Below are 12,943 nucleotides of genomic sequence, written 5' to 3'. Positions count from 1 at the left end.
CGTAGCGCCTGTCGCGGCTGAAGCCGCTCCTACAAAAAACAGATCGCGTCGCGCATCGACCCAGCTCACCCCAGCGCCCGCTCGATATCGTCGGCCAGCGCTTCCGGCTTGTCGGTTGGCGCATAGCGCGCCAGCACGCGGCCATCGCGGCCGACTAGGAACTTGCTGAAGTTCCACTTGATCGCGGCGATGCCGAGCAGGCCGGACTTCTGCTGCTTGAGCCATTGCCACAGCGGATGCGCGGCGTCGCCGTTGACCTGCACCTTGGCGAACATCGGGAAATCGACTTCGTAGTTGAGCGTGCAGAATTGCTTGATCTCGTCCGCGTCGCCGGGTTCTTGGTGGCCGAACTGGTCGCAGGGAAATCCCAGCACTACCAGTCCGCGTTCGCGGTAGCGCTGCCACAGCGCCTGCAGTCCGGCATATTGCGGGGTAAAGCCGCACTTGGAGGCGACATTGACGATCAACAGCACCTTGCCCGCGTAGTCGGCAAGCGGCTGCGGGCGGCCATCGAGATCGTCGGCGGTGAAGGCGTAGGCGGTGGTCGGCGTGTCCATGCATTCACTCCTCGGCAGTGGCGATGCGCGCGGGCGCGGCGAACGGTTCGATGCCCAGCGCCGCGTAGACCTCGCTGGGGTAGTACGCGGTGCCCTGCTTGACCACCAGCGCGACCTTGCGCAGATCGGCAATGTCGCGGGTCGGGTCGCCGTCGACCAGGATCAGGTCGGCGCGCTTGCCCGGCGCGATCGAGCCGCGGCTGTCCAGCGTGCGCGAGTACTTGGCGCCGTTCCAGGTCGCCACCTGCAACGCCTGCGCCGGGGTCAGCCCGGCCTGCACGTACAGTTCGATCTCGCGCTGCAGGGTGAAGCCGGGGGTGGCGTCGGTGCCGGCGACCAGCGGTACCCCGGCCCGGTACAGGCGCCCGACGAAGGCCACCATCTTTTCGTAGGAACGGTTGTACAGCGCCGCGGTGGCATCGTCGGGAATGTCGAATTCGGCGCTGCGCAGCCCGCGCTGCACGTCCGGCGGCAGATGCGCGGCGACCGCGGCATAGGCCTGCGACAGCTCGCCCGGGCGCTGGCGGATGAAGTCGAAGGTGGCCACCGTCGAATCGATGGCGATCTGCCGCTTGGCCAGCTCCTGCACGAAGGCCTGCACCGGCGCCGAGTCGAAATCCAGGTCGGCGGTGCGCTTGGCCGGCAGGTAGAAACGCTCCAGCGTGCGCGTATCGGTGTCGTGGGTGGCGTAGAAGTTCAGCAGCACCTGGTTGATGTGCTGGATCTCGTCGTAGCCCTGTTCCACCGCCTCGTGCGCGAGCATGTGCACGGGGATGTGCCCGCTCACGCGCAGGCCCTTGGCGTGCGCATAGGCGGCGGTGTCGCGCACCAGCGCCTGCGGGAACGAGTTGTAGATCTTGATCCCGACGTAGCCGTGCGCCGCGTACCAGTCGACCGCCTCGTTGGCCTGCGCCTGGGTGCTGACCACGAAGCCGTTGCGCGCCGCCATCGGGCTTTCGCCCTCCAGGAAGCCGCAGGCGACCAGGCTCGGCATCAGCAACTGGCCGGCGCGCTCTTCCTGCATCACCTGCTGCAGCGTGGCGTTGTCGTTGCCCATGTCGCGCACGGTGGTGACGCCGGCGGCCAGGTGCAGGCCGCCGTCCCAGCGACCGACGTGCCCGTGCATGTCGAACAGGCCTGGCAGCAGCACCCGCCCTTGCGCATCGACCACCTGCTGCGCGGCCGCCTGCGCGCTACCGGTGGCGACCACGGAGACGATCTTGCCGTCGCGCAGCAGTACGTCGGAGGCGGCGCCGAGCGTGGCGTGCTCGCTGTCGAACACGCGCGCGTTGCGGATCAGCGTAGTGCCGGGCAAGGGATGCGCCAGGCGCTGCTGCAACTCGACCAGGGCGGTGGCCTCGGCCTGTCTCTGCGCCGCTTCCAGCGCGCCGGCATCCTTTTCGTAGCCGGTCTCGATCATTTGCATCCAGCCCGGCGCGATGAACGCGAACAGGCGTGGCGCGGCGTCGGTGGTGAGCCAGGCGAAGGTGGGGGTGAAGCCGACCCCGGTCAGCGCCACCAGTTGCACCTTGCGCGCGCTGTTGCCCTGGCCGACCTGCGCCTGCTGCAGTTTGCGCAGGGTCAGCGCGCCGCTGGGGATCAGCGGCAGCTTGCCGTCGGCGCGGCGGCTCAGCGCGGCCACCGCCGCCGAGGTCGCCGCCGGGGTGCCGCCGAGCGGCCAGTACTGCGCGCCGCCGGCCACGCGCCGCTCGCCCTGGTCGGACGTGGACTTCCACTGCACGCGCTCGCCGTCGCGGCTGAAGCGCTCGTCCACCGGCGCACCGAAGGTGGAGGTGCCCTTCACCTGGTAGGTCTTGAAGGTGCCATCGGCAGCCAGCGTGTACTGCTCCTTCAGTTCCGGGCCGCGACCGTTGTCCTTGAACACGAAGTCGACCCGGGTGACGCCGTCGTCGCCGACGCTGACATTCTGCTGCCCGGCCTGCTTGCCGCCGTCCACCAACACCACGTAGCGCAGCGTCTGCGCCGACCACGCCGGCGCCGCCCATGCCGCGCACGCGGCCACGCACAAGCCGAAGATCGCTTTCATCGATTTCTCCCCGCGGCCGTCGGCCGTCTTCACACAATGGCAGTGGTCTGCATCGGTCAGGCGCTATATGACGCCGCCGCCGCGACGAAGGCAAGCGCGCCGCAGCATGTGCTGCGCTGCGGCACAGTGCCCATGGCTTTAGTCACGGGTCGCACGCGCCGCAGTGGGGTAGCCTGCATGGTCCGACCTTATCGCTGGATACCGCTTGATGACCACCCGCCTCGCCCTCGCGCTCGCCGCCACGCTCGGACTCGCCATGCCCGCCTACGCCAACGCCGCCACGCCCGCCGCTTCGCAAGCGGCCATGCAGGCCAATCCGTTCTTCGCCGAAAGTCCGCTGCCGCTGCACTACCCGCAGTTCGACCGGATCAAGGACAGCGATTTCGCCCCGGCCTTCGACGCCGGCATGGCGCAGCAGCTGAAGGAAGTGGAGGCGATCGCCAACCAGAAGGCAAAGCCGACGTTCGACAACACCATTGTGGCGATGGAGAAGAGCGGCCAGGTGCTGGACCGCGCGACCACGGTGTTCTTCAACCTGGTCGGCGCCGACACCAACGATGCGCGCAAGCAGCTGCAGGCCGAGTACTCGGGCAAGTTCGCCGCGCACCGCGATACGATCTCGCTCAATCCCAAGCTGTTCGCGCGCATCCAGACGCTGTACGACACCCGCCAGCAGCTCGGCCTGGACGCGCAGGGCGTGCGCCTGGTCGAGAAGTACTACAGCGATTTCGTGCGCGACGGCGCCAAGCTCGGCGATGCCGACAAGACCAAGCTCAAGGCGATGAATGCCGAACTGGCCAAGCTCGGCACACAATTCAGCCAGAACGTGCTGGCCGAAGTGAATGCCGCCGCGGTGGTGGTGGACGACGTCAAGCAGCTCGACGGCCTGTCCGACGAACAGATCGCCGCGGCCGCCGAGGCGGCCAAGGCGCGCAAGCTCGACGGCAAGTACGTGATCGCGCTGCTCAACACCACCGGCCAGCCGCCGCTGACCCAGCTCAAGGACCGCGCGCTGCGGCAGAAGATCTACGAAGCCTCGGTGTCGCGCGGCAGCCACGGCGGCAAGTACGACAACACCGCGCTGGTGTCGCGGATCATGAGCCTGCGCGCCGAACGCGCCAAGCTGCTGGGCTATCCGAACCACGCCGCCTACTCGCTGGAAGACCAGACCGCCAAGACTCCGGAAGCGGTCAATGCGATGCTCGGCAAGCTGGCGCCGGCCGCGGTCGCCAACGCCAAGCGCGAGGCCGCCGACCTGCAGGCGATGATCGACAAGGAACAGAAGGCCGCCGGCAAGCCGAGCTTCAAGCTCGAAGCTTGGGACTGGGCCTACTACACCGAGAAGGTGCGCCAGGCCAAGTACGACTTCGACGAATCCCAGCTCAAGCCCTACTTCGAACTGAAGAACGTGCTGGAGAACGGCGTGTTCTACGCCGCCAACCAGGAGTACGGGCTGACCTTCAAGCAGCGCACCGACCTGCCGACCTACCGCGACGACCTGCTGGTCTACGACGTGTTCGATGCCGACGGCAAGCAGCTGGCGATCTTCATCGCCGACATGTACGCGCGCGAATCCAAGCGCGGCGGCGCGTGGATGAACTCCTACGTGTCGCAGTCGGCGCTGACCGGCTACAAGCCGGTGGTCGCCAACCACCTCAACATTCCCAAGCCGCCGGCCGGCCAGCCGACGCTGCTGACCTGGGACGAGGTCACCACCGCGTTCCACGAGTTCGGCCATGCGCTGCACGGCATGTTCTCCGACGTGAAGTATCCGTACTTCTCCGGCACCAGCGTGCCGCGCGATTTCGTCGAGTTCCCGTCGCAGGTCAACGAGATGTGGGCGGACAACCCGGCCATCCTCAAGCACTACGCCAAGCACTACCAGAGCGGCGCGCCGATGCCGCAGGCCTTGCTGGACAAGGTGGTGGCCGCGGCCAAGTTCAACCAGGGCTTCGCCACCACCGAATACCTGGGCGCGGCGATGCTCGACCAGCGCTGGCACCAGCTCGGCGCCGACCAGGTGCCGCCGGCATCGGGGGTGATGGACTTCGAGGCCAAGGCGCTGGCCGCCGACGGCATCGCCTACGCGCCGGTGCCGCCGCGCTACCGCACGCCCTATTTCAGCCACATCATGGGCGGCTATGCGGCCGGCTACTACGCCTACATCTGGTCCGAGGTGCTGGACGCCAACACCCAGCAGTGGTTCAAGCAGCATGGCGGGCTCAGCCGCGCCAACGGCGACCGCTTCCGCCAGACCCTGCTCTCGCGCGGCGGCAGCGTCGATGCGATGCAGCTGTTCCAGGACTTCGCCGGGCACGCGCCGCAGATCGAGCCGTTGCTGGAAAAGCGCGGCCTGACCCCGGGCGGCGGCGACGGCGCCTTGCCGCAGACGCCGGCCGGCAAGGACTGACCTCCGACGCCATGCCGACCCCGACGCCGCCCGCATTGCCGGGCGGCGTCGTCGTTTAGGGCGCTTGCTGCCCGGCGTTCGGCGGCAAGCGTGGATGCAGAAGTGGCGCGGTCAGGCGGCCCGGTCGATCCCGGCCAGCATCTTCTTGAGCAACGTCTCCAGCTGCACTTGCTCGGCCTCGTCCAGGCCGGCGGTTTCCTCCTCCAGAAACGTGCACACCTGCGGCAGCATGCGGTCGATCAGCGCGATCCCGGCCGGCTGCAGGGTCAAGGTGATCTTGCGCCGGTCCTCGGGGCTGGCCGAGCGCAACAGCAGGCCCTTGCTGCACAGGTTGTCGGTGAGGCGGGTGATGTTCGCAGGCTTCTCGCTCGCCGCCTCGGCCACTTCGGTCGGGGTGATGCACTGCCCCGGCGTGCCGTACAGCATCATCAGGATCTCGTATTCCGGCGGACTGATCCCGTGCGCCTTGAGCAGCACGCAGGCATTGGCGTGGACGCGCTTGTAGAGGTGTTTGACGAGCCTGACCAGCACCGCCGGTTCGCGGGGGAAGGCAGGATAGCGCTCGCAGGTGAAGGCTACGCGCCGCTCGGTCTGGTCGAAACTTCCCATGGGGGATGCAATCGCACGTCGGGGGTTGGTGCCGCCCATGCTACCGGCTGTTGTGCAACGGCAACCATCCGGCGTCGCTCAACGCGGTGCGCGGTATCCCCCGCGTACACCTTCGGGCGACAGCAGCAGCTGCCACAGCTGCGCGCGGCGGCAGCGGAAGGTGGCCATCGACCCGGCCAGATAGAAGCGCCACATGCGGCGGAAACGCAGGTCGTAGCGCTGCGCATCCAGTCCCGGCCAGGCGGCCTCGACGTTGTCGCGCCAGGCCTGCAGCGTGCGCGCGTAGTCGGCGCCGAAATTGTGCCAGTCCTCGCAGACGAAGCGGCCTTCCAGCGCCGCGGCGATCTGCGCGGCCGACGGCAGCATCGAGTTGGGAAAGATGTAGCGCGCGATCCACGGATCGGTCCGGTGCCGCGACACGTTGCTGCCGATGGTATGCAGCAGGAACAGCCCCTGCGGATGCAGGCACTGCCGTACCCGCGCGAAATAGCTGCGATAGTTCTTGTCGCCGACGTGCTCGAACATGCCGATCGAGAAGATCGCGTCGAAACGCTCGTCCAGCGCGCGGTAGTCCTGCAGACGGATCTCGATCGGCAGGCCGCGGCACAGCTGCCGCGCGTAATCGGCCTGTTCCCGCGACACGGTGACGCCGACGCCGGCCACGCCGTAGCGCTCGGCGGCGAACTTCAGCGCCTCGCCCCAGCCGCAGCCGATGTCCAGCACGCGCATGCCCGGGCGCAGGTGCAGCTTGCGGCAGACCAGGTCCAGCTTGGCCTGCTGCGCCGCGTCCAGATCGGCAGCGTTGGCCCAATAGCCGCAGCTGTAGACCAGGCGGCGGCCGAGCATCGCCCGGTACAGGTCGTTGCCCAGGTCGTAATGGCGGCGCCCGACTTCGTAGCTGCGGCGCCCGCGCTGCAGGTTGAACAGGCGCGCGCGTACCGCGTAGGCCAGGTCGGCAATGCCGTGCACGCGTTGCTCGAGCCGGGCATCGATCAGCCGCGCCAGGGTCTGGTCCAGCGCCGGCGCGTCCCACCAGCCGTCCATGTAGCTTTCGCCCAGGCCCAGCGATCCCTGCGCCAGCACCCGCGCATAGAAACGCGGGTCGTGCACCGCGATGTCGTGGGCGCGCGTGCCGCCTACGCGCACGTCGGCACTGGCGAGCAGGTCGACGACACGGCGCTGCAGCGGCCCGGCCATGCCGCACCCGCTAGGCTGCGAACAGCTCCGCGTATTCCGGCGCCACCAACCCGCGCAACACGCTGGCCGGGACGTCCACCGACTGCGTGCCATCGGAATACGGTCCCACCTGATACGGCGGGAACACGAACCGCAACGCCACGATCTTGCCGGCGGCGTCGACCAGGGGCTGGAACTGGCTGAAGTTCTCCGCTTGCGGCTCGGTGCCTTCGGCGATCATCTTGTCAGCGCTGCGGACCTGTTCGTCGTGGTCCTCTGGCGGCAACTGCTCGGCATCCACCCGCGCCTGCACCGCCTGGCGCAGCTGCGTGGCGACGTAGTCGGCCACCTGCGCCCAGCCCTTGGGATCGGGAATCAGCGTCTCGGCGGTCAGCATGCGCTGCTGCTGCGGCAGCCACACGAAGCGCGCCACCAGCGGCTCGCCATGCGCGCCGCCGGTATAGCGGCTGCCGTCGGCCGCCACCGCGACCAGGTCCGGCCGTTCCAGCAGCATCTCGAATTGCAGCGACAATTCGTAGGGCGCGCTGGGGCGATCGTTGCCGAGGCCGCCGACCGCTTCCATCAGCTCGCCGCGCGCGGCCTGCGCGTAGCGGCCGACCACCTCGGCCAGACCCGGGTAGCGGTTGAGCGCCGGCGGGAAGGTGATGCCGACCACGTAGCTCGGGCTGTGCTCGATCACGTCCTTCAGTTCCATCGGGGCCGGCGCCGCGGGCGCCGCCGCGGCGGCGGGTGCCGGAGCCGGCGCGGGCGTCGATTCCGCGGCCGGCGCCGCCTCGCGCTTGCACCCTGCCACGGCCAAGGTCGCCGCCAATGCCAGCGCCGTCCACCGCCATGGACATGGAATGTTCCGCCCCGTCTGTACCCTGTGCCTCACGTCCGTTTCCCCTGCGTCTTGCGTGTGTGTGATGACGAATTATCGCGCCGTCGCCGCGTCGTGCGCACTCAGCCGAGCAGGTCGGCGTAGGCGGGATGGCGCTGCATGAACACCGCCGCGTACGAACATGCCGGCACCACCTTCCATCCCTGCGCCCGCGCATGCTCCAGCGCCGCGGTCACCAGCCGGGCCGCCACCCCACGGCCGCCGATCGCGGTCGGCACACCGGTATGGGTGATGACCAGGCGGCCGTCCTGCAGCAGATAGTCCAGTTCGGCCTCATGGCCGTCCAGCTGCAGCGCAAAGCGCTTTCGCTGCGAATCGTGCTCGATCGGTGGGAGGGGCGCTGCGCTCATGGCCTGGCTCATGCGACGGAATGCGCAGTCTGGTCGCGTGCGCGCGGCGACGATGTGAAGCCGCGCGCCGCGCCGCGTCACCCGCAGCCGACGCGTTGCGTCACTTCCGGCCTGGGCCGGACCGGCGGTCGACCACATCGCGGCGCATGGAGCGGGACGACGCCCGCAGTCGCTGGGCGAACCGGAGATGGACTCTAAAGTCCTGCCGCATGCGGCCGCTACCTAGCGCATACCACCGTGGGCATCTGGCACGGGACTTGCGAAATCCATCACGGTGTAATCGAACAGGGGCGATGCGCATGAGCGACAACGAACAGATCCATGGCGACCACGATGCGTCGTTGCTGGAAGGGCTGTACCAACTGGTGGTCAGCGGCCACACCCAGGGCTGGGAATTCGACCAGCTCAACAGCGAGGTCTACGACCGGCTGAAGGAAACCTACGAACACGCCGCCGTCGGCAGCGCCAACGTGCAATTGCGCGGCCAGCAGGCCGCCTGAGCCCGGCCTCACGCTGCGGCCCGCGACGCGGGCCGCCAAAGCGTTGCATGCCGGGCGATTCGAGCAGCCGGCCGCAGCGCACACCGCCCGCTGGCGGCCGGATTTCGTTTTCGGCCGCAGCTGTGCCTCGCACACCCGGCTGGAGCGACGGCCTCGCCGTCGGCGTTCGCCGATCCGCGCGGGCGTCAGCCGCGACCGAAGCGCGGCTGCGCCAGCTGGTCGAGGAAGTGCTGCAGCACCGACGGCTCCATGATCAGCAGGAACATCACCCCGAACGCGGCACCGGCCAGGTGCGCGCTGTGGTTGATGTTGTCGCCGCCGCGGCGGTCCATCCAGATGCTGTAGCCCACGTAGAACACCGCATACAGGATCGCCGGGATCGGGATCGGAATGAAGAAGAAATAGATCCCGGTCCACGGCGCCAGAAGGATGTAGGCGAACAGCACCGCCGAGACCGCGCCCGAGGCGCCCAGGCTGAAGTAGTTCGGGTTCTTCTGGTTCTTCAGGTAGCTGGGCAGGATCGCCACCACCAGCGCCGCCAGGTAGAACAGCGGATAGGTCAGCATGCTGCCGGTCAGCCGCTCCATCAGCCGCTCGATCGGGCCGCCGAAGAAATACAGCGTGATCATGTTGAACAGCAGATGCGGGAAATCGGCGTGGATGAAGCCGTGGGTCACCAGCCGGTCGTACTGCTTGTGCCGGTCGATCGCCGGCGGCCACAGGATCAAGCGGTCGAGCAGCTTGCGGTTGTTGAACGCCGCCCACGACACCAGCACGGTGAGCACGATCAGGATCAGGTTGACGGGGGTGACGGACGGCATGCGGGGGCCTCAGACGGTGCGGTAATGGTCGACCATGCGGTAACGGCGCGCGTACAGCCCGAACAACAGCGCGGCGACGCAGGCGAAGGCGGCGAAGAAGAACATCAGGAACGCGGCTTCGCTGAGCCCGGTACTGCCGATGTGCGCGGTGACGGTGTCGTTGCGCACCGCCGCATTGGACAGCAGCACCCACAGGTTGCCGACCGTGGTGGTCAGGTTCCAGAAGCTCATCACCACGCCCTTCATCGATTGCGGCGCCTGGCTGTAGGCGAACTCCAGGCCGGTCGCCGACACCAGCACCTCGCCGAAGGTCAGCAGCGCGTACGGCAGGATCTGCCAGGCGATCGACAGCGCATCGCCGCCGTCCATGGCCACCTGCAGCGTGCCGACCACGATCCAGGCCAGGCCGCTGAAGGCGATGCCGGCGGTCATCCGCCGCAGCGCGGTCGGCTCGTAGCCGCCGCGGCGCAGCAGCGGATACAGCACCAGGTTGTTGAACGGGATCAGCAGCATCACCAGCGCCGGATTCAGCGCCTGCATCTGCGAGGCGCTGAACCAGTCGGGCATCTGCATCTGCTGGCCCTGCAGCACCCAGGTCGAGGCCTTCTGGTCGAACAGCGAGAAGAACGGCGTCGCCAGCGCGAACACCACCAGCACCCGCAGCACCGCGCGCACGCCGTCCACCGCCGCGTCCGGATGCTCTGCGCGGGCGCGCTCCAGCTGCCACCAGGTACCGCCGCCGATGCCTGCGAGCAGCAGCACCAGCGCCAGGCACAGGCAGATCACGATGCCCAGGGTCGGCAGCAGCGCGAAGCTGGCCAGCGCCAGCAGCACCGCGATCGCGGCCAGCGCCAGGCCGGGACGCCCCTGCCCCGGCGCGTGCGACAACAGCGCACTGCGCACCACCTGGGCGAAGCCGTGCGGATCCTTCGGCGGCAGCGGCACGCGCACGTAGCGGTGGCGGCCGGCCCAGAACACCAGCGTGGCCACGAACATCAGCAGGCCGGGAATGCCGAACGCCCAGGCCGGGCCCAGGTTCTTCAGCGCCAGCGGGATCAGCAGCGAGGCGAACAGCGAGCCGAAGTTGATGATCCAGTAGAAGGCGTCGAACACCACCTTGGCCAGATGTTTGTTGGACTGATCGAACTGGTCGCCCATGAACGAAGCCACCAGCGGCTTGATGCCGCCGGCGCCCAGCGCGATCAGCCCCAGGCCGACGAAGAAGCCCTCGCGGCTGCCCTCGAACAGCGCCAGGCAGGCGTGGCCCGCGCAATAGATCAGGCTGAACCACAGGATGGTGGTGTACTTGCCGAAGAAGCGGTCGGCCAGCCAGCCGCCGAGCAGCGGGAAGAAATACACGCCGACCATGAAGCTGTGCATGACGTGCTTGGCCTCGGCCTCGCGGCCGGGCGCGGTCACTTCCTGTAGCAGCAACGAGGTGATCAGGAACTGCACCAGAATGTTGCGCATGCCGTAGAAGCTGAAACGCTCGCAGGCCTCGTTGCCGATGATGTACGGGATCTGCCGCGGCATCCGCGCGCCGGCGTCTGCGTTCGCCGCACTCATCCGCAATTCCTCGTCGCTCGTTCGCTCGTCACAGGCCGTGGTCCAGGCAAAATTTTCAGAAGGTTACCCGATCGTTCCGGGCGAATCGAACCGCCCGCAGCGGCCGCGGCGGCACGCAGGTGCTTTCGCAATCGGCGCGCTGCACGCATCATGGGGGCCTCTCCCGCGACGGTGCCGCAATGATCCGACCCTGGCTGGTCCCCCTCCTGCTGTCGATGCTGCTGTGCAGCATGCCATTGCTGGCCAGCGATGCGGGCCTGTCCACCGAGGCCGAGCGCAGCGGCTTCGTGCGCACCGGACGCTATGCCGAGACCATCGCCCTGTGCGATGCCTTCGCGCAACGCTATCCGCAGGCGGTGCGCTGTTTCGACTTCGGCACCACGCCCGAGGGCCGGCCGATGAAGGCGCTGGCCGTGTCCACTTCCGGCGCGCTCGATGCCGACGCGGCGCGGGCGCGCAAGCTGCCGGTGGTGCTGATCCAGGGCGGCATCCACGCCGGCGAGATCGACGGCAAGGACGCCGGCTTCCTGGCGCTGCGCCAGCTGCTCGACGGCCAGGCCGCGCGCGGCGCGCTGGACAAGCAGGTGTGGCTGTTCGTGCCGGTGTTCAACGTCGATGGCCACGAGCGCTTCGGCGCCTGGAACCGGCCCAACCAGCGCGGCCCGGAGCAGATGGGCTGGCGCACCACCGCGCAGAACCTCAACCTCAACCGCGACTACGTCAAGGCCGACGCGCCGGAGATGCAAGCGATGCTGCGCCTGGTCGAACAGTGGGATCCGCTGCTGTACGTGGATCTGCACGTCACCGACGGCGCGCAGTTCGAGCACGACGTGTCGGTGCAGGTGGAACCGCTGCACGCCGGCGACGCCGCACTGCGCGGCGACGGCCTGCGCCTGCGCGACGGCGTGCTCGCCGACCTGAAGCGGCAGGGCTCGCTGCCGCTGCCCTACTACCCCTCGTTCGTGGTCAACGACGATCCGGCCTCCGGCTTCGAGGACGGCGTGGCCACGCCGCGCTTCTCGCACGGCTATTTCCAGCTGCGCAACCGCTTCGGCATGCTGGTGGAAACGCATTCGTGGAAGCCCTATCCGCAACGCGTGCGCATCACCCGCAACACCATCGTCTCGGTGCTGCAGCAGGTGGCGCGCAACGGCAGCCGCTGGCGCGCCGACGCGCTGGCCGCCGACGCGCGCGCGCAGCAGCTGGGCGGGAAGACGCTGGCGCTGGACTACCGCACCACCGACCAGTCGCGGCTGGTGGATTTCCGCGGCTACGCCTATACCCGCACGCTGTCGCCGGTGTCCGGCGCGCTGATGACCCGCTACGACGAGCGCACTCCGCAAGTCTGGCGGGTGCCGCTGCGCGATCACATCGTGCCCAGCGTCGAAGTCGCGGCACCGCGCGCCGGCTATCTGGTGCCGGCCGCGCAGGCGACATTGGTCGGTGCCAAGCTGCGCCAGCACGGCATCGCCTTCCGCACCCTGGACCACGCCGCCACGCTGCCGGTACAGACGTTCCGCGCCGACGACGCCAGCTTTGCCGCGCGCTCGTCCGAAGGCCACCAGCGGCTCACCGTGCAGGGCGCCTGGACACCGGAAACGCGCGCCGTGGGCGCAGGCGCCCTGTTCGTGCCGATCGCCCAGCCCAAGGCGCGGCTGCTGATGGCGTTGCTGGAACCGCAGGCACCGGACTCGCTGCTGCAATGGGGCGAGTTCAACAGCGCCTTCGAACGCACCGAATACATGGAAGACTACGTCGCCGAAGACGTGGCGCGGCAGATGCTGGCCAGCGATCCGGCACTGAAGGCCGAATTCGAGAGCAAGCTCGAGCACGACGCCGACTTCGCCAAGGATCCGCATGCGCGGCTGGAATTCTTCCACCGCCGCCATTCCTCCTGGGATGCGCAGTACCGGCTGTATCCGGTGCTGCGTAGCGACGAAGCGCCCTCCTAGCGCTTCACCGGTTCTCCCCTCCCCCCGACTCCCCCCGATGCGCAATCCCTTCGC

At 68.4% G+C, this 12,943-nt stretch carries 11 protein-coding genes; 3 read left to right on the top strand and 8 right to left on the bottom strand.

The window, feature by feature from the left end; genetic code table 11:
- Window positions 1-65 precede the first annotated feature (65 nt).
- Together AB3X08_RS09605 and AB3X08_RS09600 are read right to left on the bottom strand one after the other, a co-directional pair.
- Window positions 66-557, bottom strand: coding sequence for a glutathione peroxidase (locus AB3X08_RS09605; RefSeq protein WP_369937888.1), 492 nt, complete (start codon window positions 555-557; stop codon window positions 66-68).
- A 4-nt stretch (window positions 558-561) separates the two neighbouring features.
- Window positions 562-2,604: an amidohydrolase family protein gene (locus AB3X08_RS09600; RefSeq protein WP_369937886.1), complete on the bottom strand. Its 2,043-nt coding sequence runs from the start codon at window positions 2,602-2,604 to the stop codon at window positions 562-564.
- Between the two features lie 208 nt (window positions 2,605-2,812).
- Between AB3X08_RS09600 and AB3X08_RS09595 the strand changes: the two genes are divergently transcribed.
- On the top strand, window positions 2,813-5,014 hold the full coding sequence (locus AB3X08_RS09595; protein ID WP_369937884.1) for a M3 family metallopeptidase: 2,202 nt from the start codon (window positions 2,813-2,815) through the stop codon (window positions 5,012-5,014).
- A 111-nt stretch (window positions 5,015-5,125) separates the two neighbouring features.
- Here the strand turns inward: AB3X08_RS09595 and AB3X08_RS09590 are convergent, their stop codons facing one another.
- From AB3X08_RS09590 to AB3X08_RS09575, 4 genes are all read right to left on the bottom strand, one after another.
- Window positions 5,126-5,623 carry a MarR family winged helix-turn-helix transcriptional regulator gene (locus tag AB3X08_RS09590; protein WP_369938502.1) on the bottom strand — a complete coding sequence of 166 codons (498 nt, stop codon included), beginning with the start codon at window positions 5,621-5,623 and terminating at the stop codon, window positions 5,126-5,128.
- A 78-nt stretch (window positions 5,624-5,701) separates the two neighbouring features.
- The gene (cfa, locus tag AB3X08_RS09585) at window positions 5,702-6,820 is read right to left on the bottom strand and encodes a cyclopropane fatty acyl phospholipid synthase (RefSeq protein WP_369937882.1); all 1,119 of its coding nucleotides are present in this window, start codon (window positions 6,818-6,820) and stop codon (window positions 5,702-5,704) included.
- A gap of 10 nt (window positions 6,821-6,830) precedes the next feature.
- On the bottom strand, window positions 6,831-7,664 hold the full coding sequence (locus tag AB3X08_RS09580) for a DUF3298 and DUF4163 domain-containing protein (RefSeq protein ID WP_369938501.1): 834 nt from the start codon (window positions 7,662-7,664) through the stop codon (window positions 6,831-6,833).
- Window positions 7,665-7,762: 98 nt separating this feature from the next.
- Window positions 7,763-8,050, bottom strand: a complete 288-nt coding sequence (locus AB3X08_RS09575; protein WP_369937881.1) for a GNAT family N-acetyltransferase — start codon at window positions 8,048-8,050, stop codon at window positions 7,763-7,765.
- A gap of 299 nt (window positions 8,051-8,349) precedes the next feature.
- Between AB3X08_RS09575 and AB3X08_RS09570 the strand changes: the two genes are divergently transcribed.
- Window positions 8,350-8,550, top strand: coding sequence for a hypothetical protein (locus tag AB3X08_RS09570; protein ID WP_369937879.1), 201 nt, complete (start codon window positions 8,350-8,352; stop codon window positions 8,548-8,550).
- A 185-nt stretch (window positions 8,551-8,735) separates the two neighbouring features.
- On the opposite strand, the gene AB3X08_RS09565 is transcribed toward AB3X08_RS09570, so the two are convergent.
- The gene (locus AB3X08_RS09565; protein ID WP_369937877.1) at window positions 8,736-9,371 is read right to left on the bottom strand and encodes a rhomboid family intramembrane serine protease; all 636 of its coding nucleotides are present in this window, start codon (window positions 9,369-9,371) and stop codon (window positions 8,736-8,738) included.
- Between the two features lie 9 nt (window positions 9,372-9,380).
- A complete protein-coding gene (locus AB3X08_RS09560) occupies window positions 9,381-10,937 on the bottom strand; it encodes an oligopeptide:H+ symporter (RefSeq protein WP_369937876.1) in 1,557 nt (518 codons plus the stop codon).
- 179 nt (window positions 10,938-11,116) lie between these two features.
- On the opposite strand from AB3X08_RS09560, the gene AB3X08_RS09555 reads away from it, so the two are divergent.
- Window positions 11,117-12,889: a M14 family metallopeptidase gene (locus AB3X08_RS09555; protein ID WP_369937874.1), complete on the top strand. Its 1,773-nt coding sequence runs from the start codon at window positions 11,117-11,119 to the stop codon at window positions 12,887-12,889.
- Window positions 12,890-12,943: the final 54 nt, after the last annotated feature.

This window comes from Xanthomonas sp. DAR 34887 (assembly GCF_041245805.1).
In the GTDB taxonomy this organism is placed as follows: domain Bacteria; phylum Pseudomonadota; class Gammaproteobacteria; order Xanthomonadales; family Xanthomonadaceae; genus Xanthomonas_A; species Xanthomonas_A tesorieronis.
The sequence above is the reverse complement of the archived record's forward strand: the minus strand, read 5'-3'. Positions and strand labels throughout refer to the sequence as shown.

Bases quoted from the DNA above. Each gene is read 5' to 3' on its own strand.
- AB3X08_RS09565 (WP_369937877.1), bottom strand. From the start codon at position 9,371: ATGCCGTCCGTCACCCCCGTCAACCTGATCCTGATCGTGCTCACCGTG.
- AB3X08_RS09590 (WP_369938502.1), bottom strand. From the start codon at position 5,623: ATGGGAAGTTTCGACCAGACCGAGCGGCGCGTAGCCTTCACCTGCGAG.
- AB3X08_RS09570 (WP_369937879.1), top strand. From the start codon at position 8,350: ATGAGCGACAACGAACAGATCCATGGCGACCACGATGCGTCGTTGCTG.
- AB3X08_RS09600 (WP_369937886.1), bottom strand. From the start codon at position 2,604: ATGAAAGCGATCTTCGGCTTGTGCGTGGCCGCGTGCGCGGCATGGGCG.
- AB3X08_RS09605 (WP_369937888.1), bottom strand. From the start codon at position 557: ATGGACACGCCGACCACCGCCTACGCCTTCACCGCCGACGATCTCGAT.
- AB3X08_RS09560 (WP_369937876.1), bottom strand. From the start codon at position 10,937: ATGAGTGCGGCGAACGCAGACGCCGGCGCGCGGATGCCGCGGCAGATC.
- cfa (WP_369937882.1), bottom strand. From the start codon at position 6,820: ATGGCCGGGCCGCTGCAGCGCCGTGTCGTCGACCTGCTCGCCAGTGCC.
- AB3X08_RS09575 (WP_369937881.1), bottom strand. From the start codon at position 8,050: ATGAGCGCAGCGCCCCTCCCACCGATCGAGCACGATTCGCAGCGAAAG.
- AB3X08_RS09595 (WP_369937884.1), top strand. From the start codon at position 2,813: ATGACCACCCGCCTCGCCCTCGCGCTCGCCGCCACGCTCGGACTCGCC.
- AB3X08_RS09555 (WP_369937874.1), top strand. From the start codon at position 11,117: ATGATCCGACCCTGGCTGGTCCCCCTCCTGCTGTCGATGCTGCTGTGC.